Origin of the sequence: Thermobifida cellulosilytica TB100 (assembly GCF_001517975.1) — a bacterium.
In the GTDB taxonomy this organism is placed as follows: domain Bacteria; phylum Actinomycetota; class Actinomycetes; order Streptosporangiales; family Streptosporangiaceae; genus Thermobifida; species Thermobifida cellulosilytica.
Genome location: NZ_KQ950182.1, coordinates 1 through 18,750, shown reverse-complemented (window position 1 = coordinate 18,750; position 18,750 = coordinate 1). Strand labels below are relative to the sequence as shown.

Genomic DNA, 18,750 nt, shown 5'->3' with positions numbered 1-18,750 from the left:
TCGGCTCCCGGCCTCCGCCGTCCAGGGCACCGTGGGCCGGGGAAGACCGCTGCGCGGTCCCCGGCCCGCTCAGTGCGCCTGGGTCACCGTGGCGGCCAGTCGGAACGAGACGGTCGCCCCGGTGGAGGCGGTTTCCTCCCCTCCGGTGAAACGCAGTCTGAGATGGACGGTGCGGGTCTGCCCCACGGGCAGGCTCCCCAGGTCGGAGGCGACGACCCGGCCCTCGGGAGCCGCCTGGTCGGCGACCGGCTCCCACCGCAGCGCCGGGTCGTGCCAGTCCTGCCCGGGATCGGTGCTGACCGCCACCTCCAGCGCCCGGCTCAGCGCCCCGGAGCCGGCGGTCCCCCCGTCGACGACCTCCACCGTCTCCAGGGCGGAGATCCTCCCGTCCAGGTCCCCGGTGTTGCGCAGCGACACCGTGAACGCGCCCTCCTCCGGCCACATCAGGTCCGGCCCCGCCTCGGAGAAGTCGACCCGGACCGGGCCCGCCCCGCTCAGCGAGGTGGTGAGCGCGACGTCGAGGCGCCCCGCCGAGACCGGCAGCGCCTCGGTGGCGGTCCGCGCGGTGAACGCCGCCTGAGTGGTCACCAGGACCCCGCACACCGCTGCCGCGGCGGCCGCGACGCTGGCCGCCGCCAACGCGGGTCCGCCGAGCCTCGTCCTCTTCATCCGCCCCCTGTCACGCCTGGCCGAGAGTGATGTCGAACATGAACTCGGTCCCGGCTCCCTGGAAGAGATTGTCGTACTCGGGCGCGCCGTCGGGCCACCGGAGCTGGAAGTGGAGGGCGCTGGACCGGCCCGGCCGGATCGGGGCGGGCCGCCGGGGCAGGCGGTCGAGCACCGGCCCCGGGTCCAGTCCGACCCAGCCGCTGCCCTGGGACCAGTTCGGTCCGTGGTCGCCGGAGACGAGGCTGTACCTGATCTCCAGGGCCTCGCTGAGGTCCGGCCGTCCCTCGCTGGTGACCACCACGTCGATGGAGTCGATCAGCGCGGGAAGCGAACCGGTGTTGGTGATGACCAGGGTGTAGGACTCGGTGGAGGACTCCGGCCAGCGTCCCCCCGGTGCGGCCCCGTCGAGGCCGACCAGGCCGCTGCTCCCGTTCGGACTGCGCTCGTCCACCTCGACCGTGAGGTCGCCCGCGGTGATCTGGCCGGGCTCGGAGACCGCACTCGCGGAGAAGTAGGCGTAGGTACCGCCGACGGTCAACAGCAGCGCCGCGCCGGCCGTGGCGACTCCCAGGGCCAGAGCGGTCCTCTTCCTCATGCTCGCGCCTCATCTCCCCGGATTCCTGCGACCGCCCCGCACCGGCTCCCTTCCGGTGCGGGCGCGCCACGGCTAGTTCCCCTGGTTGACCTGGTCCAGGTTGACCCGGAACTTGAAGGAGGTCGTCGCGTTCATGTACGGGTTGTCCTCCTCCGGGCTGCCGTTGGGCCATTCGATCTGGAAGTAGATGTAGACGGAGTGGCCCGCGGGCACCAGCTTGATCCCGGGGAGGTTGGTCAGCGTGCCGCTGTCCAGCGGCTCGAAGCCGGGGTTGCCGAAGGAGCCGGGCTCGAAGTCGAGCTGTTTGACGACGGCGCGGATCTGCAACCGGTCGGCCAGGTTCGGGGTGCTGCCGGTCAGGTCGACGATCTCCAGGGAGCTGATCTCGCCGTCGATGCTTCCGGCGTTGGTGACCTTCAGCCGGTACCACTTGTGGCCGATGTGGGGAAAGGTCAGGTCCTCGACGTAGACCTCGCCGGGGGCGGCGTTGGTGACGTTGACCGGGCGGTTCGACACCCCCTGGCCGGACTGGTCGACGAGGACCTCCAGGTCACCGGCGGTGATCGCCTGCTCGGCGGTCTGCGCGCTGTCGGTGAAGTAGGCGTAGGTGCCGCCGGTGATCGCCACCGCGGCACCGATCAGCGCCGCCGCGCCCAAGCCCGCGACCAGTCTTTTCCTCTTGCTCATCCTGGTGGCCACAACGGCCCTTCCTTTCACGCCGCATCGGCGAAGCCGGGGGAGTTCGCGAGGGGCAGCAGAACCGGAGGCGGCGGCCCCGAGGGTGCGCCGGGGGCAGGCCGTGCGCCGAACCGTCCCGTTGCGCGCCGGGGATGCCGAAGCGGCGCAGCGGGACCGTCAGGGGGATGTGGCGCGGACCGGCTGCCCGGAGTGCCTCCGCACGGCGCTGCGGAAGCGCCCCGCCGCCGAACTCTCCGGTTCTGCTGTGTAGAGACTCTGCCGATTCGGCGGGTCCGCGGTCATCCCCAAAGTGAACGAAGTCGTTTCCCCCTTTTTGGCGATGAGCCGTCTCTCCGTCTTGGGCAGTCTGGTCGGTGACATCCGTGGTCGTGGGCCGGACCGCCGGAAACAGCCCGCGACGCACCCCGGTTCGAGGATCGAGGGGTTGATGAACCGCGCTGACTCCGACGTCGAGGCTGCGACGCGGCTGCCGGGTCCGCTGACCGCGGCAGGCCGCCTCCTCGGCCTGGCCGCGGTGTTCGCCGGCGTGTCGGCCGCGGTCGTCCTGCCCTTCCTGCCCCTGGAGGGGACGAGCGCCGCCTTCACGGTGCGCGCCACCACCCCGCCCTTCGAGGTGCTCGCCCCGTCGGTCTCCCCGTCTCCGTCTGCCTCCCCGTCCCCGTCGGCACCCGCACAGACGCCCCCCGCGGCGTCCCCCTCGCCCTCCGCACCCCCGACGGAGCCGGACACCGGTCCGGAGCTTCCCCCGGGAGGGGCCGGGGAGCAGACTCCCCCGAGCGGTCCACCCCGACCGGACGGCCAGGACCGTCCGCCCCGCTCCCCCCACGGCGGCCCGTCCCTCTTCGGCTCGGACCCGCCCGCCGTGCGAGAACCGAGAGGCGACCACCTTGTTCAGGAGTGAGCACCACACCGCACGGTCGACCACCGCACGGGTCGCCGCGGCCCTGTTGTGTCCCGTCCTGTTCCTGGCTTCGGGGACCTCGGCGCTGGCCGAGCAGCCTCCCCGGTCCGGAGGGACGCTCCGGGTCGACCGAGAGGTGGACGTGAGCGGCCTGTACGACTTCAGCGTGTCGGACATCGCCCCCGGATACCGCGAGTCCTGGCTGGTCAACGTGGTCAACGAGCGCCCGGAGCCGGTGACGCTCGGTCTGCGGGTGGACAGCCTGCACAACAGCGACAACGGGTGCAACGGCTCCGAGTCCCGCGTCGACGACACCTGCGAGGGCGAGGGCGAACTGGGCGACCACCTGGAGTTACGGCTGGGCATCCCGGGCAACACCCGCCTGTTCAGCTCCCCGCTGAACGAGGCCGTCTCGGGCAGCGGCCAGATCATCACCGTCCCCGCCCGGGGCGAGGCCGAGGTGGTGGTCGGCCTGAGCCTGCCTTTCGGCACCGGCAACGAGGTGCAGACCGACTCGGTGGACTTCGTGCTGGTCTGGCGGGCCGAGGCGATCACGGGCACCGCGCCGGTGGTGCTGGAGGACGGGGTGGAGCTGCGGTCGACCGCGGTCGGCAGCGGCCCCTCCGCGGACCTGGCGCTGACCGGGGCGCGGATCATGCTGCTGGTGGGTCTGGCCGTGGCGTTGGTCGCGAGCGGGGGCCTGGTCTTCTTCCTCGCGACGGGGCGCGGAAGCACACAACAACCGTCGGCGGACCAGACCGCCGATTGCTGATGCTTCCTGACGCCTAATGAGGTATGCCGGGAAAACTCTGAGTCACGTGTTCCATCCCGTTCTTTATCAATTCTCCGTAAAATCGCTGACGTGCAGCACGATCTTGTGCTGCTGCCTCCGTCCGTTCGGCGCGTTGTGCGGGAACGGGCTTTCCGTCCCGCGCGCCCGCGCGGCCCGCGACGGTGACCAGGCCCGCGAGGCACGCGAACGCGAAGGGGAGATCGCATGGACAACCGCCCCGGCCCGCTCGACGGCACAACACCGCCTTCCGGAGAATCCTCCGAGAACGGCCACGTGGCAGAAGAGCCGGGCTCTCGCCGCCGGGGGCGTTCCGTCGTCCTCCGCCTCCTCTCCGCGCTTTTCCAGACCGCGGTGGCGGTCCTCGTGCTCGTCGCGCTGGTGATCGTCGTGTCCGTCGCGCTCCTGCCCCGCATCACCGGAGCACAGGCCCTGATCGTGCTCAGCGGCAGCATGGAGCCCACCCTCCCGGTCGGCTCGGTGGTGATCGCCCGTCCCGTCGACCCGGCCGAGATCGAGGTGGGCGACGTCATCACGTTCACCCACGCCACGCCCGCGCAGACCGAGATCGCCGACCCCGCGGCCGTCCCCCTGGTGACCCACCGGGTCATCGACGTCGAGACGACCGACGACGGCCTGCTCTTCCACACCCAGGGCGACGCCAACACGGTCCCCGACGATCCCCCGGTTCCCGCCTCCGCCGTCCGGGGACGGCTGTGGTACCACATCCCCTACTTCGGCTACGCCCAACAGGCCCTGGTCCAGGGGCCGACCCTCCTCTACGCACTGGCCGGTCTGCTCTTCGTCTTCGGCATCTGGCTGCTTAGCGTGGCGCTCGGCAGCGACGAACCGTCCGAGAGCGACAAGAAGCAGTTGACGCATCCCGGGACAGGGGAAGGGGGCACGTCGTGACGAACCGCGTCGCGCCCCGGTCCCCGCGGTGAAGGACGGTCCATCCGTGCGCAGACTCCTCGTGGAATCGGCCGTGCTCCTGGCGCTGGTCATCGGCAGCGCGTTCACTCTCCTCGCCCTGGAGGCCCAGTTCCGCCTGACGATCGGGGCGATGGCGGCCATGGCGATGTTCGCCGCGGCCGCCGCGGTGGCCGCCGGCTTCTCCGCCGAACTGGTCGCCCGGCTCTCCGAGCAGCGGTCCCTGCGCCGGGTCGCGGCCGCGATGCTGCTCTACGGCATGGTGGTCATCCCGACCACGGCCTCGGGGCTGGCCGCGGCCACCGTCGACACCATCGTGGTGGCCACCGTCCGGCACACCGGGACCCTGCTGACGATCGTCCTGCTGCTGCTCACGGTGGTCCCCTTCGACCGCCCCCACCCCTGGCCGCTACGCCCGCTGCGCACGGGGTCCACCGGACTGCGCGGCCTGCTCCTGGCACTGGTGGCCTCGCTGGCCGCGGGGGCGCTCGCCGCGGCCTTCCCGGAGGTCGCCTACCAGGTGATCCGCTCGCCCTTCCTGCACTACGGCACCGCGCTGCTGTGGTTGCAGGTGGCCCTGACGGTGCTGGTGACCGGGGTGCTGCGGCGCAACCGCATGCTGGTGTGGCTCGGCTTCGGCCAGCTCGCCGTCGCCCTGGGCCACGCCCCCCGGTTCTGGAACGGCGACCCGCTGCTGTACTCGCCGCTGCTGGTGCCGGGGATCCGCGTGGTGGGCACGTCCCTGATCCTGCTGGCCGTGCTCCAGGTGGCCTACCGGACCTACCAGCGGTTCCACCTCGACCGGGAGCGGCTCGCCGAGGCCGAGGCCGAGGCCGTGGAGGCGCGCAGGCGGCTGTCCACGCAGGCGCACGAACTCCGCAACGCCCTGGCCGGGGTGGACGGCGCGGCCCAGTTGCTCGCCATGGACGACCCGGAGGGCACCGTCGACCGCGCCGCCCTGCGCGCCGCGCTCTCGGCCGAGCTGAACCGGATGCGGGCGCTGCTGTCCCCGCAGCCGGAGCGGCACCGGCAGGAGGGCACCCGGCTGCGCCCGCTGCTGAAGCAGATGGTGCTGATCCGGCGCGGCAACGGCACCCTGATCGACCTCACGGTCGAGCAGGACCCGGTCGTGGCCATGCCCCAGGACGCGGTCGCGCAGGTCGTCACCAACATCCTCGCCAACTGCGAGCGGCACGCTCCCGGCGCGCACGTGTGGGTGACGGCGCACCGGCTCGGCGACCGGGTGCGGGTGCGGGTCCAGGACGACGGTCCGGGCATCCCGCCCGGCCTGGAGGAGGAGGTGATGCGGCACGGCGTCAAAGGCAGCGACTCGATCGGCGACGGCATCGGCCTGGCCGTGTGCCGGGAACTGGTCGAGAAATACGGGGGACGTTTGCAAATAGAAGCAAATGATCCAGAACGTCCCGGATGCGTTGTTCTTATTGATCTGCCCGTAAAGTCACGACCAGAGGGGGGACCCGCCGGACAGCCCTGACCAGCGCTGACCACCGGCCGCACCCCTCCGAACCCCCCATTCACGACCGCCACGAGCATCGGGAGCGGCAATGCCGAGACCTCACCGTCCGGTTTCCCCGTCGGTATTCATCGTCGACGACCACGAACTGTTCAGCACCGCCGTCGAGACGATGCTGCGCAGCCGTGGCATCCCCGCGGTACGCGCCCACTCCCTGATCCCGCAGGACGTGCTCGCCCAGGCCGCCGAGCTCCAGCCGTCCCTGGTCCTGCTCGACCTGGACCTGGGCACCGACCCCGAAGGGCGCCCGCTGGACGGGGTGTCGCTGGCCCGGAACCTGAGCCGCGACGGCTGGCAGGTGCTGCTGGTCACCGGAAGCACCGAGCGGCCGCGGATCGCCGAGGCGATCGCCGCCGGGGCCGGGGCCTGGCTGTCCAAGTCGGTGCCCTTCGAGGAGCTGATCTACGCCATCCTGGACGGTTTCGCGGGCCGGCCGATGATGGACCCCAAGGAGCGGCAGAGCCTGCTCGCCGAGCACCGCGCCCTACAGGCCCAGCGGCGCTCCACCAGCCAGATGTTCAACCAGCTCACCAAGCGGGAGCGCCAGGTGCTCGACGCGCTGGTGGAGGGCAAGCGCGCCAAGGTGATCGCCGCGGAGTCCTACGTCTCGATCGCCACGGTCCGCTCGCAGATCCGGTCGATCCTCGCCAAGCTCAACGTGAAGTCCCAGCTCGAAGCCGTCGCCCTGGTGAAGTCGCAGGAGGGATGACCCCCGCCCGCGTCTGCGCAGGTGGCGGGCGGGGCACGGGGAAATTTTCCGGGCTGCGATGTTTGGCGCTCCCCTTCGCGGTCAGCACTGTCAGCGGGGGGGATGGCAAGCGGGCGGTGGTTTCCGGGGGGATGAACCGCCGCCCGCCTCTCTTCAGGTCCGCCCGTCCGAGCCCGGGCGCCTGCGGCTCTGCCCCGGTGCGGGCCCGGGGTCAGGCTCCCAGGTAGTGCTCCCGGGCCGGGCGGGTCAGCACCAGGACGATCACCGCCACCGGCAGGAGGAGCTGGGTGAGCGCGACCGCCTGGGCGGCCGCGAGCAGCGTGGCGGCGACGGCCAGCACCTGCACGAGGAGGGCGACCGCCAGCACCGGCCAGCCGCGGCGGTGCATGAGCAGTCCCAGCACGAGCTGCGCCCCTCCGGAGGTCCCGGCGGCCACCAGGTGGCTGCCCGCTTCCGCCGCGGACACCCCGCCCAGCAACTGCACGGCGGTCTGCACGAACACGAGGCCCGCCATCACGAACACCAGGATCCTGGCCCAGCGGACCGGGCCGGGCAGTACGTCGTGCACCGTTCTCTCCGCTCCTCGTCCTGTTCAGCGGCCTCTGGGAACGTGCGGGCCCGGCCGGGGACCCGCCCCGGGAATCCGCCGGGGCAGCTTCCCGTCCGGGGCGGCCTGCACGCCCGGCGCCTCCGGCCCACCGCGCGCGTCCCGCGCCTCCTGGACGGCCGGTCCGGGCGTCGGCTGCGCCATGCGCTGCTGCTCCTCCTGGTAGCTCAGGTAGGGGTCGTCGATGTCGTCGAACTCGACCAGCACGCCCTCGGGGAGGACGGTGGCCCGGGTCGCACGCTTGAGGTGCTTGCCCGCGACCCGGCCCGCGGCGACGGCGCGCTGCCGGTCCCGTTCGGTGAAGGCGTCCAGGATGACGCGCGGATGGTCGCGCAGCCCCTCCGCGATCCGCTCGACCAGGTCGGGCTGCCGCTCGTGATCGGATACGCCCGGCAGCCGGAAGGGCTCACCGGGAGTGGGAAGGGGGGAGACAGGCATCCAGTAGTCCGGTTCACACGCTGAGTTGCTGTTTGGCTTCTGGGTCGTCCCGCTGAACCCGGGCGGTGGACAGCGGTAACGACCTGACCGCTGAGATTCCCACTCACCCTACGCCACAGTCAACGGTACTCTTCCGCATACCACGGCGTGCCAAGGCCCGCCCCCTGGGGCCACCTCGTCGTGCGATCCCCATGAGGAATCTCATAGGATCATCCTCGGCCCCCTCATCACCCTTTGCACCTTTTTTCACTCGGTGTCCTGGCGTGCCGACTCCCTCGCGGAGTCCGCCTACTCCTTCGCGGAAAGCCCTCATGTCCGACGACGCTTCCAAGCCTGCCGACCCTTCCCCGGATGCCCCGCCGCCGCGCCGCCGCAAGCGACGGGTGATCCTGTGGATCTCTCTGGGCCTGGCCGTCTCCCTGCTCGCCTGCCTCGGCACGGCGTACGCCTACTACCGGTCGCTGCGCGCCAACATGGTCCAACACGACCTGGCCGTCATCCTGCCCGAGGACGAGCGCCCGCCGAAGATCAGCGACGCCGTCAACATCCTCTTCATCGGCTCCGACGGCCGTAAGGGCGGCAACGCCGCCTACGGCGGCCGGGACTTCGTGGGCGAGCGCTCCGACGCCCTGCTGCTGGCCCACATCTCCCCCGACAACGGGGTCATCGTCGTCAGCTTCCCCCGCGACTCACTGGTCGACCTGCCCGACTGCGAACCCTACGGGGAGACCGAGGGCACCTACGGCTACTACGGCATGATCAACGCCGCGCTGTTCCACGGCGGGCCGCCGTGCGTGGTCAAGACGATCGAGTCGCTCACCCAGATCCGCATCGACCACTTCGTCCACGTGAGCTTCGTGGGCTTCCGGGAGATGGTCGACGCGATCGGCGGCGTGGAGATGTGCATCCCCGAGCCGATGCACGACGAGCGCTCCAAGCTCGACCTGGAGCCGGGCACCCAGGTCCTCGACGGGGAGCAGTCGCTGTCCTTCGTCCGGGCCCGCTACGAGATCGGCGACGGCGGCGACCTGGGCCGCATCGACCGCCAGCAGATGTTCCTCGGCGCGCTGGCCTCCCAGATGCTCAGCAAGCAGATCCTGGCCAACCCCGCCAAGCTCGACGCGCTGCTCACCTCGGTCACCCAGTACACCGCGACCGACGCGGAACTGACCCTGGACACCATGCTGTCCATCGGGTTCACCCTGTCCGACGTCAAGCCGCAGAACATCACCTTCTACACGGTTCCGTCCTGGCCCGCGCCGTGGGACCCCAACCGGGTGGTCTGGAACGAGGAGAAGGCCGAGCGCCTGTTCCGCGCCATCAACGAGGACGAACCGGTGGACGACGCGCTGCTGGAGACCGGGCGGCCCCAGACCGAGCCCAGCCCGTCGATCAGCTCCACCCCGTCCTACCCGGCGGAACCCTCCCCCCGCCCCCAGCATCCGGAGCCGACCCCGTCCGCGACCCCCTCCGACGCGATCGAGGGGCGCGACGCGACCTCCAACCCGTGCGTCAACGGCCTCGGCCTGGGCACGGAGAGCGACGAACGGTAGGAGCAGCGCGCGGCCGAGCGGCCGCGCGCACGGAAAAGGCGAGGCCGACCGGGTCCGCGCTCCCGGTCGGCCTCGCTATTGGGCGCTCAACGGCTGTGGAGTCTGCCCGGCACAGCCGAGGTGAGGAGTTCTTCGCGCCCGCCCCCGCGGGGGCATCCCTGGTGGCGGTCGAGGACCGCACTCCCGACCGCCACCTTCAGTCAACTCCAGCCCATGCGAGAGCAACATCGGCACAAAGACCGCATATACCCGGGGCTTTGGTCCCGGGGCACGTCTGAACTCGCAATATTTTCCGCTCAGGGGGTCCCGCTCGGGGCTGAGGTCGTGCTACGGTCGCTGATCACAGCGAGTAGTCACTTTCTGCAAGCAAAGAATTACTCAAAGTGTTCACATGTTGGCGTCACCTGCGGAGGGCACCATGGCGTGGAGGAGGCGAGCGGCGCGCGCGTCGCTCCTGCGCGGTCCCGGCCGCGCAGCCCGGCCCCGCCCGGAACGCCGCGCCGTGCTCCTCGGTGGGTTTACCGTGGCCACCCGGACGCTCGGGGCGACGGCCCCGACGCTCACCGACCCGCCCGACCTCCTCCCCGCGACCGTCCCGGCCGCCGCGGAAACGGCCGAGAAGGCCGCCGCCCTGACCGGAGCCGCCCCGGCCGCCCGCCCGGAACCGCCCACCCTCCCCCACGACTCCACCGGAACCGCCCACGGCTGCGCCCCGATCCCCCAACCCCGAATCTTCCCGAGCGCCGAGACCGCCCGGAACGGCGGCTCCACGCGACCGTCCCCGCCCGCGGCCCCCGCCCTCTCCCCGTCCGCACCGGCCCGGCAGCGGGAATCCTCCACCACCGCGGCGTCCGCCGTCCCCCTCCCCCACCGGTCCGCCACGGCCGTCCCGGCCGCCGCGCCGCCGACACGGCACCAGGCGGCCGCCCCCTTCTCCTCCCCCGACTGACGCCCGCCCGGGCCGGCGCCGCCCCGCACGACGACACCGCCGTTCCGCCCGGTCCGCGATCCCAGCCCGCCCTGGGAGCTGTCCTGAGCTCCGCCCGCCGCGGGGTTCAGGTCAGCCGAGCGGTCCGTCACTCCCTCGGCTGACACACCGGAACGGCGAGCCGCGGCCCGTACCCGCGGCTCGTGCCCGGTCACACGTCCCGTGCTTTCCCCGAACACCGATTCAGTGAGGAAGACCCATGTTCGCAAAGATCCGCATCACCGCGAAGACCCTGATCCTCTCCCTGGGGACCGCCGGCCTGTGCGTCCTGGGCGGCGGTGTCGCCTTCGCCGCCGCACCGGCCGTGGGCCTCACCGGCATCGGCTTCAGCCTGCCCGGCGAGCAGCCCGCCGCGGAGCCCCTGCCGAGCGGCCGGACCGCCGAGCGCGCCCCGATCACCGGGACCTCGGACAGTCCCGCGGTCTCGGGTGACCTGGCCGTACTGCCCAAGGGTCCGGACACCGTGCAGGAGCTGGTCGACGAGCTCGACCGCCAGACCATGCGCGACGGGGGCGACCTCGGCCTGCTGCTCGACGGAACCGCGGGCGTCGCGCCGGACGTCGTGCCGCAGCGCGGCGTCGCCGACCCCACCGAGCAGTTGGGCCTGTCCACCGAGGGCCTGCTCGGCAAGGGCCTGCTGGGCAACGGCCTGCCGCTGTAGCCGCGGAAAGCACCGGGGCCGACCGGTCCGCGCGACCGGTCGGCCCCGCTCGGGTCAGGAGCCGTCCGGCGGAGTCCAGTCCTCCAGGGACCAGGCCATCTCCCAGAACCGGACCTCGTAGTGGCAACTGGTCACGAACGCGCGCTCCATCCGCTCCCGCTCGGCGGGCCCCGCCTCGGCGGCCACCCGGTCCAGCAGCTCCCGCGTCCGGGCCAGCTTGTCCGACTCGTACGCCCCGGCGTAGAAGGACCACCAGCCGTGGAAGGGGTGGTCGGGGTCCAGGGGCGCCTCCCCGGTGAACCGCGCCGCGGCCCACAGGTAGGTCCACGGGCACGGCAGCAGCGCGGCCAGCAGCACGCCGAGCGTGTCGTGGCCCGCGGCCGTCATGTGGTTGATGTAGGCCTGCGCACTGGGCGCGAGCCGGTCGGCCTGGGCCTCCTCGTAGGACACCCCCGCGTACGCGCACAGCGCCTCGTGCGCGTGGCCCTCCTCGGCGAGGATGACCGAGACGCCGTCGTGGAAGAACCGCATCCACTCCCGGTCCGGGGAGAGCGCCAGCCCCAGCCCGTAACAGCGGACGTAGGCGGTCAGGTACTGGTAGTCCTGCCCGACGTAGTGCAGCACCTGCTCCCTGGCGAGGCTGCCCTCGCGCAGGCCCTTGAGAAAGGGGTGCTCGTAGAAGGCCTCGAACAGGTCAGCGTGCCGACGGCCCAGCTCCGCGGTGAAACCGGTCTCACCGGGGGCAACAGGGAGTACACCCACCGTTCCTCCGCTCGAATTACCGAGATCAGGTTCAACGGGTTCGGGCCCTCGGCCCATCTCAGTCCCGCATGGGACACCCCGCGTGGTCACCGTCACTCTAGCCCCGCCCCAGCGCAAGGAGACACGGCCGGGTAGCAGGATCCGCCGCACTGCCTGCCCACCTGCACCGTCTGGCTGAGGGCGGTGAGCCACCTCCACCAGCCTGGGCCGGGCCGCGACGTTGCGGCACCGCGTCACCGTCTTCCATGGCCCTGGGGGCACAGCAAGCGTCTGTTCTGTCCCTAGGGCCATGATCGTCAAGGCCGTGCCGGGGAGCGTCCGTGGCGTCCGGCGACAGGAGGGCTCCGGGCCGGTTCCGCGGTCCAGCGGGCAGGACACGAGCAGCCTGTGGGACTGCGGGGGCGTTGCCGACGGCTGGGGTGCCTGCCCAGGTTTTCCCGAGTGAAGGAAAACCGCCCGGGCCGCTGGTAAAGTCCCAGGTCGCCAAGGGTGCTCCCCGCGCACGCGGGGGTGGCGGTGACCCTCTTTGCCCGTGCGGTGGTCTGTTCAGGTTCGGGTGACGTGGGTGGGGCGGGCGGTGGTGTTGCCGGAGAGTCGGAGCATGGGCGGCAGGCCCCGGGAGTCGGTGTAGGAGGATCCGCCGCGCCGCTCCCGGGCAGCAAGGGGGACAGGGGGGCCGGGGGCGGCGCGGCGGAGGTCAGGAGTGTTCCGGGATGCGGCGTCCGGTCACGATGTCGGTCATGATGCGGATGTAGTGCGACCGGGGCCCCGGCGCCCAGGTGTCCAGCGGCAGCGTCTCCAGCAGCGACCGCTCCTCGGGGTCCTCGACCGCGTGGCCCACGCCGACCACCATCACCGACCAGCCGGTGCGCGCCTCCTCGTCGTAGTCGTCCACCTCGAACGCCACCACCGTGTCACGGGTGGCCTGCGCGAGCTTGGACTCCGGGGACGTGCGGATGACGATGTCGGTGCCCAGCATGGTGAAGTTGACGGGCTGGACCGCGGGGAGCGCATGGTCGGTGAAGACGATGCGGCCGATCGGGGCCTGGGCCAGCAGCCGCAGGCACTCCTCCCGGGTGAGCACCTCCAGCCCGGCCTTGTCGGTGACCGCCGTGTCATGCCCATCCACGTTCATGCGCCTCTCTCCTGGACGTTTCGCTTCCTCCCGGGAAGGGTCAGATCTGGCTCTTCGCGCGCAGTTGCGCGACGAGCACCGCCGCCTGGGTGCGGCGCTTGAGGTCGAGTTTCCCCAGCAGGCTGGAGACGTAGTTCTTCACGGTCTTCTCCGCCAGGAAGAGCCGCTCCCCGATCTGCCGGTTGGTCAGCCCCTCCCCGATCAGGTCGAGGATCTGCCGTTCCTGCGGGGTGAGCGCGGCCAGCGGGTCGGGCTTGCCGCCGTTGCCCCGCAGCCGCTCCAGCATGCGCCCGGTGCTGCGCGGGTCGAGCAGGGAGCCGCCCGCCGCGACCGTGCGCACCGCGCCCACCAGGTCGGAGCCGTGGATCTGCTTGAGCACGTATCCGGCGGCACCCGCCATGACCGCTTCGAAGAGCGCCTCGTCGTCGGCGAAGGAGGTGAGCATCAGGCAGGCCACCTCGGGATGGGAGGACCGGATCTCCCGGCACACCTCCACCCCCGAGCGGTCGGGCAGCCGCACGTCGAGCACGGCCACGTCCGGCTTGACCGCGGGGATGCGGCTGAGCGCCTGCTCCGCGGTGCCGGCCTCGCCGACGACCTTCAGGTCGTCTTCGTCCTCCAGAAGCGCGGCGACCCCCCGGCGCACCACCTCGTGGTCGTCGACCAGAAACACCCTGATCGGGCCGGGCGCGTCCGCCTGCGGCATGTCAGCCTCCCTGCTTCTCTCTCCTCTCTTCGACCGTAACGGCCGCGCTGTCGGGGCGCCTCGCCGAACGGCTCGATTACCCCTGCCGAAAGTCCCGAATCCGACGGGCTGCGGAAGCCTTCGCCCCTCCCGGCGGAGTCCGTGGGGGCGGCGAGAAAAGAGAGAAAAAATCCACTCAACGGGAATCCTGCCGGGGCGCCCTCCGTTACACAGGGCGTGGGTCGGTGCGGTAGCAAGTGTCCCCCGGGCTCCACTCACAGCCTTCGCGGAATACCGCGCTCGGACACCACCTCGGTGGTGGCCCGGGCGGTCCCGGAGCCGCGTTGCGCACCGCGCCGTGAGGCGACCGCCGTACCGACCCGCACCGCAGTCGCGTCCCGAGGTCTCCGGACCGCGGAAACACTCCGCCCGGGAAGTGACTGACGTCCCGCCCTGGTGTATACAGGGTGTGGATCGGTGCGGTAGCAAGTGTCCCCCGGGCTCCACTCATAGCCTTCGCGGAATACCGCGCTCGGACACCACCTCGGTGGTGGCCCGGGCGGTCCCGGAGCCGCGTTGCGCACTGCGCCGTGAGGCGACCGCCGTACCGCTCCGCAGACGTCGAAGCCCTCGCCGGGCCCGCCCCGGCGGGGGCTTCTGCGTCGCCGCAACGGATCAGAACCCGCCGATGCCGACGTACTTGACCTCCAGGTACTCGTCGATGCCCACGCTGCCGCCCTCACGGCCCAGCCCGGACTGCTTGACCCCGCCGAACGGCGCCGCCGGGTTGGAGACGACGCCCTGGTTGAGGCCGACCATGCCGCTCTCCAGGTTCTCCGCCATGCGCAGCGCCCGCCCCAGGTTCTCCGTGAACACGTAGCTGACCAGGCCGTACTCGGTGTTGTTGGCTTCGGTGAGCACCTCCTCCTCGGTGCGGAAGGAGATCACCGGGGCCACCGGCCCGAAGATCTCGGTGCGGGACACCTCGCTGTCCTTGGGCACGTCGGCAAGCACGGTGGGCTGGTAGAAGTAGCCGGGGCCGTCCCCGGCCTCCCCGCCGAGCAGCACCCGCGCCCCGCGGGTCACCGCGTCGTCGACCAGTTCCTGCACCTTGCCGCGGGCCTTGTCGTCGATGAGCGGCCCCACGTCCACCCCCGCCTCCGTGCCGCGGCCCACGCGCAGCGCCGCCATGCGCTCGGCGAGCCGGGCCGTGAACTCCTCGGCCACCCCGGCCTGCACGTACAGGCGGTTGGCCGCGGTGCACGCCTCGCCGATGTTGCGCATCTTCGCCTGCATCGCCCCGGTCACGGCGGCGTCCAGGTCGGCGTCGTCGAACACGATGAACGGCGCGTTGCCGCCCAGCTCCATGGAGGTGCGCAGCACCTGGTCGGCGCTCTGCTTGATGAGCGCGCGGCCCACCGGGGTGGACCCGGTGAACGACAGCTTGCGCAGCCGGCCGTCGCCCAGCAGCGGCCCGGTCAGCCCGCCCGCGTCGGTGGTGGGCAGCACGCTGAGCACCCCGTCGGGCAGCCCCGCCTCCTGGAGGACGTCGGCGAGCGCCAGCGCCGACAGCGGAGTCTGCTGCGCGGGTTTGAGGATCACGGTGCAGCCCGCCGCCACCGCCGGACCGATCTTGCGGGTGCCCATCGCCATCGGGAAGTTCCACGGGGTGATGAGCAGCGACGGCCCCACCGGCTGCCGCATGACGACCAGGCGGCTCTGCCCGTTCGGCGCGACCGAGTAGCCGCCGCCGATGCGCACCGCCTCCTCGGAGAACCAGCGGAAGAACTCGGCGGCGTAGGCGATCTCCGCCTTGGACTCGCCCACCGGCTTGCCCATCTCCAGGGTCATCAGCAGCGCCAGGTCGTCCTGGCGATCCACGAGCAGCTCGTAGGCGCGCCGCAGGATCTCCCCGCGGTCGCGCGGCGGGTACCCCGCCCAGAAGGGCTGCGCGGCGGCCGCCGCCTCCAGCGCGTCCAGCCCGTCGGCCCGCCCCGCGTCGGCCACCTCGCACAGCACCGACCCGGTCGCCGGATCCTCCACCTTGAACGTCGCCCCCGACCGGGCGTCCCGCCAGTGCCCTCCGACACACAACTGCTTGGGCACCCGCTCGACAACCCGCGCCTCGCGTTCCGTCGTGGCCATGACCGGACTCCTCTCGGTCGCGTCGGTCCTGCTCACCGTCTCGCGGTACGCCTGCCCTCCAGTCCTCACGGCTAACGGCCGCCCGGGACGGTCCCGGATTAATCGGTCCAGGCCATCCCCGGCGCTGTGCTACAGTTTTTCGTGTCGGCGAGCGGAGCAGCGCAGCCACACACAACCCAGCACTCGTAGCTCAACGGATAGAGCATCTGACTACGGATCAGAAGGTTGGGGGTTCGAGTCCCTCCGAGTGCGCGCACGTCAAAGGGCCGTTCCTCATCGAGGAGCGGCCCTTGTGCTAACGCTCTTGCTCACAGCTCTCCCGCACCGCCTGGGCGAAGGCGTCGGCCACCGCGGCCATCTGCTCCCGGACCACGTGCGCGTACACCCGCAGGGTCACCGACGGGTCGGCGTGCCCGAGGCGAGCAGCGACCAGGTGCACGGGCACCCCGGCCAGCAGCAGCGTGGTCGCGTGGACGTGCCGGAGATCATGCAGCCGTGCCGGCGGAAGCCGCTCAGCCGGTCCCGGTCCCTGCGCCGGTTCGTTGTACCTGCGGATCAACTGCCTCATCAATGAGGACACCGTGTCGGGGTGAATCGGCTCACCCCATGCCGTGGTGAACACGTAGCCGTCGGGGTCGCCTTTCCACGCCTCTCCCAGGACCTGACGTTCTCTGTCCTGTTCGGCACGGTGACGACGGAGCACGCCCACCGTCTCCGCGTCGAGGCCCACCACCCGGGACCGCCCGCTCTTGGGTGGAGCCTTCCACTCGCCTGCCGTCGATGACGGAGACCGAACGGGCGATGCGGACCTCCGCGGAGTCGAGGTCGACGTCCGGCCAGCGCAGGCACAGCAGTTCCCCGCGCCGAGCCCCCGTGTAGGCAGCCACGTGGAAGAACGCCCACAGCCGGTGGCTGCGTGCCGCCTCTTCCAAGAACACCTTCAGTTGGGCAGGTGTCCACACCTCCCCCGGCTCCGAACGCTTCTTACGAGGCCGCTTGGCCCGCTCCACGGGGTTGCTGGGGAGGAGCTGTTCAATCTCCACGGCGTCGCGGAACGCCTTGCGCAGCACGGCATGGACGTACTCGACCGTACGCGGCGACAGTCCTTTGCCGTCGCGCCCACCACTTGCCGAAAGATCTCGGTAGAGCTTGGTGATGGTTGCCGGACGGACCGCTTGCAACCGCATCTCCCCGATGCGGGGAACGACGTACCGATCAACGAGGAACCGGTACATCTGCAACGTTTTCGGCTTGATCTGCACAGAGTGCGTGTCCAGCCATTCGGTCAGATAGTCGGTCACGGTGACCTGGTTGCGTTCGATGTATTCGCCGCGTCGGGCTTTGACTCGTGCTTCGTCGCGGGCGGCTTTGGCTTCGTCTTCGGTGGCGAAGCCGCCGACCCACTTGGGTTTGCTCACTCCGGTTTCCGGGGCGGGGACGCGGATGACGTAGGACCAGGTCTTGCCGCGTTTCATCACGCCGTCGCGGAGCTTGCCCATCAGGCTGCCTCCTCCTGGTCGAGGAGGCCGGAGACGTAGTCGTCCAGTGCGGAGACGGGGATGCGGCGGGAACCGCCGATGCGCAGCGAGCGCACTGCCCCGGAGGCGAGCAGTTCGTAGAGCTTGCTTCGGGAGATCGCCAGCACGCGTGCGGCTTCGGGAACGGTCAGGAGGAGGCGTGGGGGGGTGGTCATGCTGCCCTCTGTTCAGTTGCTGAAAGAGTGGTCTGTTGTGCCGCGTGGAGTGCTGCGCGGCGTTTCAGCGTCTCGCCGACGGCCCGCAACAGGCGGTGTTCGCGGGGTGGCACGTCCGGGTCGGTGGGTCGGGCCAGTTCCCAGGCGATGCGGTCGCCGTCGCCGAGGAAGCGCAGCGGGAAGGCTGCGGGGTGGGTGTTCTCTCGGTCGTTGGTGGGGTCGAGGCCGAGGGTGCGCAGGACCCAGGCCAGGCGGTCGGCCTTGTGGTCGGCCAGGGTCTTGCCGGACCACTTGCGCGAGACCAGGACGCGCCGGCCCGCATAGCCCAGGTACTCGCGCCGGTGGGCTTTGGAGGCACAAAACCCCGGGCGCAGTCCTGGTTTGGCTGCTTGGGGTTGGATGCCGTAGCGCAGCCAGTTCGCACACCTCGGCGAACACGGCTCGAACCGCAGCGCGTCCAGGAGGCGTTCGACGTGCTGTTCCTGCGCCACGGTTTCGACGGTGTGGCATTCGGCGATGTCCTTGGTCAGGTACTTGGCCAGGTACCGGATGCACCGGTCGGCGTCGGGTGATCCGGCGAGCACGCCTTTGGCGTCGACTTGGGGGCCGAAGCGGACCACGTGCAGGGGTTGGGCGTGGGGGTCGGCGTCCAGGGCGTCGAGGGCTTGGTCCCAGGTGGGCAGGATTTCCCCCGTGGCCGGGTCGAGGTAGGAGCTGGTTGCTTCGTCCCAGATGGGCAGGTGGTCGCCGTCGAAGACCACCCGATCAGTCGGAGGCCACCACACCTGGTGGTAGGTGGCCGCCGCGATCTGCCGCAGCTCCGCACGCGGGATGGTGCCGCGGATCGCCATGTGCAGATGCGGAGCAAGACGCCGTTGCGGCTCCACGGTGGCGAAGTACTGCACCTCGAACCCGGCCACCCGGCGGAGGTTCTGCACGAACCGGTCCACCAGCTTGGAAAAGTGCAGTGCGTCGCGTGCGGCCCGCCGGTAGTCGTAGGAGGCCGGGTCCACCGGTGTGCCGTCGGAGCGCACCCGCCCGTAGGAGTCACAGGTCAGCGTGAGGAACAGCGACGGCCGAAACACCCTGCCCGACTCCGGGTCGGTGAAGGCCCGGCCCACGGTGCGGCGCACCATCGGACGCTTGGGCAGGTCGGGCGCGTCTTGGCGTCGCCGGGTCGAGCGCACCCGCCGAGGCCTGGTCTTGGCCACCGCCGAGGCAGGGGGTGGGGCGATTCGGCCGCGTAGCCCCGAGGC

At 71.2% G+C, this 18,750-nt stretch carries 21 protein-coding genes, 1 tRNA gene and 1 riboswitch; of the genes, 9 read left to right on the top strand and 13 right to left on the bottom strand.

Going from position 1 to position 18,750, the window contains the following annotated elements; genetic code table 11:
* Nucleotides 1–69 precede the first annotated feature (69 nt).
* The 3 genes from AC529_RS10215 to AC529_RS10205 all read right to left on the bottom strand — a co-directional run bounded on the left by AC529_RS10215 (nucleotide 70) and on the right by AC529_RS10205 (nucleotide 1,963).
* Nucleotides 70–669 carry a hypothetical protein gene (locus tag AC529_RS10215; RefSeq protein WP_068756044.1) on the bottom strand — a complete coding sequence of 200 codons (600 nt, stop codon included), beginning with the start codon at nucleotides 667–669 and terminating at the stop codon, nucleotides 70–72.
* A 10-nt stretch (nucleotides 670–679) separates the two neighbouring features.
* Entirely contained in the window at nucleotides 680–1,264 is a 585-nt protein-coding gene (locus AC529_RS10210) for a TasA family protein (protein ID WP_068756042.1), read from the bottom strand.
* A gap of 72 nt (nucleotides 1,265–1,336) precedes the next feature.
* On the bottom strand, nucleotides 1,337–1,963 hold the full coding sequence (locus tag AC529_RS10205) for a TasA family protein (RefSeq protein ID WP_068756041.1): 627 nt from the start codon (nucleotides 1,961–1,963) through the stop codon (nucleotides 1,337–1,339).
* Between the two features lie 427 nt (nucleotides 1,964–2,390).
* Between AC529_RS10205 and AC529_RS19620 the strand changes: the two genes are divergently transcribed.
* From AC529_RS19620 to AC529_RS10180, 5 genes are all read left to right on the top strand, one after another.
* A complete protein-coding gene (locus tag AC529_RS19620) occupies nucleotides 2,391–2,864 on the top strand; it encodes a hypothetical protein (RefSeq protein WP_232306685.1) in 474 nt (157 codons plus the stop codon).
* Nucleotides 2,851–3,636: a hypothetical protein gene (locus AC529_RS10195; protein WP_157080178.1), complete on the top strand. Its 786-nt coding sequence runs from the start codon at nucleotides 2,851–2,853 to the stop codon at nucleotides 3,634–3,636. Before AC529_RS19620 ends, AC529_RS10195 begins: the two co-directional genes overlap by 14 nt.
* Before the next feature lie 294 nt (nucleotides 3,637–3,930).
* Nucleotides 3,931–4,566, top strand: a complete 636-nt coding sequence (locus AC529_RS10190; RefSeq protein WP_232306684.1) for a signal peptidase I — start codon at nucleotides 3,931–3,933, stop codon at nucleotides 4,564–4,566.
* 46 nt (nucleotides 4,567–4,612) lie between these two features.
* The gene (locus tag AC529_RS10185) at nucleotides 4,613–6,079 is read left to right on the top strand and encodes a sensor histidine kinase (RefSeq protein ID WP_068756035.1); all 1,467 of its coding nucleotides are present in this window, start codon (nucleotides 4,613–4,615) and stop codon (nucleotides 6,077–6,079) included.
* A 70-nt stretch (nucleotides 6,080–6,149) separates the two neighbouring features.
* Entirely contained in the window at nucleotides 6,150–6,827 is a 678-nt protein-coding gene (locus AC529_RS10180) for a response regulator (RefSeq protein ID WP_068756033.1), read from the top strand.
* 211 nt (nucleotides 6,828–7,038) lie between these two features.
* Here AC529_RS10180 and AC529_RS10175 read toward each other — a convergent pair whose 3' ends face one another.
* Both AC529_RS10175 and AC529_RS10170 read right to left on the bottom strand, forming a co-directional pair.
* On the bottom strand, nucleotides 7,039–7,395 hold the full coding sequence (locus tag AC529_RS10175) for a hypothetical protein (protein WP_068756031.1): 357 nt from the start codon (nucleotides 7,393–7,395) through the stop codon (nucleotides 7,039–7,041).
* Between the two features lie 24 nt (nucleotides 7,396–7,419).
* Nucleotides 7,420–7,872 carry a hypothetical protein gene (locus AC529_RS10170; RefSeq protein WP_232306683.1) on the bottom strand — a complete coding sequence of 151 codons (453 nt, stop codon included), beginning with the start codon at nucleotides 7,870–7,872 and terminating at the stop codon, nucleotides 7,420–7,422.
* 311 nt (nucleotides 7,873–8,183) lie between these two features.
* Between AC529_RS10170 and AC529_RS10165 the strand changes: the two genes are divergently transcribed.
* The 3 genes from AC529_RS10165 (at nucleotide 8,184) to AC529_RS20490 (ending at nucleotide 11,074) form a co-directional block, all read left to right on the top strand.
* Complete coding sequence (locus tag AC529_RS10165; protein ID WP_068756029.1) at nucleotides 8,184–9,425, top strand: LCP family protein; 1,242 nt, start codon at nucleotides 8,184–8,186, stop codon at nucleotides 9,423–9,425.
* 523 nt (nucleotides 9,426–9,948) lie between these two features.
* A complete protein-coding gene (locus tag AC529_RS10160) occupies nucleotides 9,949–10,374 on the top strand; it encodes a hypothetical protein (RefSeq protein ID WP_068756027.1) in 426 nt (141 codons plus the stop codon).
* A 238-nt stretch (nucleotides 10,375–10,612) separates the two neighbouring features.
* A complete protein-coding gene (locus AC529_RS20490) occupies nucleotides 10,613–11,074 on the top strand; it encodes a hypothetical protein (protein WP_068756025.1) in 462 nt (153 codons plus the stop codon).
* Between the two features lie 54 nt (nucleotides 11,075–11,128).
* Here the strand turns inward: AC529_RS20490 and tenA are convergent, their stop codons facing one another.
* The 4 genes from tenA to AC529_RS10135 all read right to left on the bottom strand — a co-directional run bounded on the left by tenA (nucleotide 11,129) and on the right by AC529_RS10135 (nucleotide 15,801).
* Entirely contained in the window at nucleotides 11,129–11,836 is a 708-nt protein-coding gene (tenA, locus tag AC529_RS10150) for a thiaminase II (RefSeq protein ID WP_157080177.1), read from the bottom strand.
* Nucleotides 11,821–11,927: riboswitch (TPP riboswitch) on the bottom strand. (Overlaps the previous gene by 16 nt.)
* A 606-nt stretch (nucleotides 11,928–12,533) precedes the next feature.
* Nucleotides 12,534–12,971 (bottom strand): pyridoxamine 5'-phosphate oxidase family protein, encoded by a 438-nt coding sequence (locus AC529_RS10145; RefSeq protein WP_068756024.1) that lies wholly within the window; start codon nucleotides 12,969–12,971, stop codon nucleotides 12,534–12,536.
* Between the two features lie 40 nt (nucleotides 12,972–13,011).
* A complete protein-coding gene (locus AC529_RS10140) occupies nucleotides 13,012–13,677 on the bottom strand; it encodes a response regulator (RefSeq protein WP_068756021.1) in 666 nt (221 codons plus the stop codon).
* A 654-nt stretch (nucleotides 13,678–14,331) separates the two neighbouring features.
* Nucleotides 14,332–15,801 (bottom strand): NAD-dependent succinate-semialdehyde dehydrogenase, encoded by a 1,470-nt coding sequence (locus tag AC529_RS10135; RefSeq protein ID WP_068756019.1) that lies wholly within the window; start codon nucleotides 15,799–15,801, stop codon nucleotides 14,332–14,334.
* A 179-nt stretch (nucleotides 15,802–15,980) separates the two neighbouring features.
* Here AC529_RS10135 and AC529_RS10130 point away from each other — a divergent pair.
* Nucleotides 15,981–16,053: transfer RNA gene (locus tag AC529_RS10130), tRNA-Arg, on the top strand.
* 43 nt (nucleotides 16,054–16,096) lie between these two features.
* Here AC529_RS10130 and AC529_RS10125 read toward each other — a convergent pair.
* From AC529_RS10125 to AC529_RS10115, 4 genes are all read right to left on the bottom strand, one after another.
* Entirely contained in the window at nucleotides 16,097–16,504 is a 408-nt protein-coding gene (locus AC529_RS10125; protein WP_232306682.1) for a tyrosine-type recombinase/integrase, read from the bottom strand.
* Nucleotides 16,401–17,300, bottom strand: coding sequence for a site-specific integrase (locus AC529_RS20920; protein WP_232306681.1), 900 nt, complete (start codon nucleotides 17,298–17,300; stop codon nucleotides 16,401–16,403). Before AC529_RS20920 ends, AC529_RS10125 begins: the two co-directional genes overlap by 104 nt.
* On the bottom strand, nucleotides 17,300–17,494 hold the full coding sequence (locus tag AC529_RS10120; protein ID WP_068756014.1) for a helix-turn-helix domain-containing protein: 195 nt from the start codon (nucleotides 17,492–17,494) through the stop codon (nucleotides 17,300–17,302). Before AC529_RS10120 ends, AC529_RS20920 begins: the two co-directional genes overlap by 1 nt.
* Nucleotides 17,491–18,750, bottom strand: a 1,260-nt coding sequence (locus tag AC529_RS10115) for a replication initiator (RefSeq protein WP_068756851.1), incomplete at its 5' end; no start/stop codon positions are given. The genes AC529_RS10120 and AC529_RS10115, both read right to left, overlap by 4 nt.

What these genes read in the sequence shown, in the direction of transcription:
- AC529_RS10140 (WP_068756021.1), bottom strand. Translation starts at nt 13,677, where the DNA reads ATGCCGCAGGCGGACGCGCCCGGCCCGATCAGGGTGTTTCTGGTCGAC.
- AC529_RS10145 (WP_068756024.1), bottom strand. Translation starts at nt 12,971, where the DNA reads ATGAACGTGGATGGGCATGACACGGCGGTCACCGACAAGGCCGGGCTG.
- AC529_RS20920 (WP_232306681.1), bottom strand. Translation starts at nt 17,300, where the DNA reads ATGGGCAAGCTCCGCGACGGCGTGATGAAACGCGGCAAGACCTGGTCC.
- AC529_RS10170 (WP_232306683.1), bottom strand. Translation starts at nt 7,872, where the DNA reads ATGCCTGTCTCCCCCCTTCCCACTCCCGGTGAGCCCTTCCGGCTGCCG.
- AC529_RS19620 (WP_232306685.1), top strand. Translation starts at nt 2,391, where the DNA reads ATGAACCGCGCTGACTCCGACGTCGAGGCTGCGACGCGGCTGCCGGGT.
- AC529_RS10135 (WP_068756019.1), bottom strand. Translation starts at nt 15,801, where the DNA reads ATGGCCACGACGGAACGCGAGGCGCGGGTTGTCGAGCGGGTGCCCAAG.
- AC529_RS10215 (WP_068756044.1), bottom strand. Translation starts at nt 669, where the DNA reads ATGAAGAGGACGAGGCTCGGCGGACCCGCGTTGGCGGCGGCCAGCGTC.
- AC529_RS10120 (WP_068756014.1), bottom strand. Translation starts at nt 17,494, where the DNA reads ATGACCACCCCCCCACGCCTCCTCCTGACCGTTCCCGAAGCCGCACGC.
- AC529_RS10210 (WP_068756042.1), bottom strand. Translation starts at nt 1,264, where the DNA reads ATGAGGAAGAGGACCGCTCTGGCCCTGGGAGTCGCCACGGCCGGCGCG.
- AC529_RS20490 (WP_068756025.1), top strand. Translation starts at nt 10,613, where the DNA reads ATGTTCGCAAAGATCCGCATCACCGCGAAGACCCTGATCCTCTCCCTG.
- AC529_RS10165 (WP_068756029.1), top strand. Translation starts at nt 8,184, where the DNA reads ATGTCCGACGACGCTTCCAAGCCTGCCGACCCTTCCCCGGATGCCCCG.
- AC529_RS10180 (WP_068756033.1), top strand. Translation starts at nt 6,150, where the DNA reads ATGCCGAGACCTCACCGTCCGGTTTCCCCGTCGGTATTCATCGTCGAC.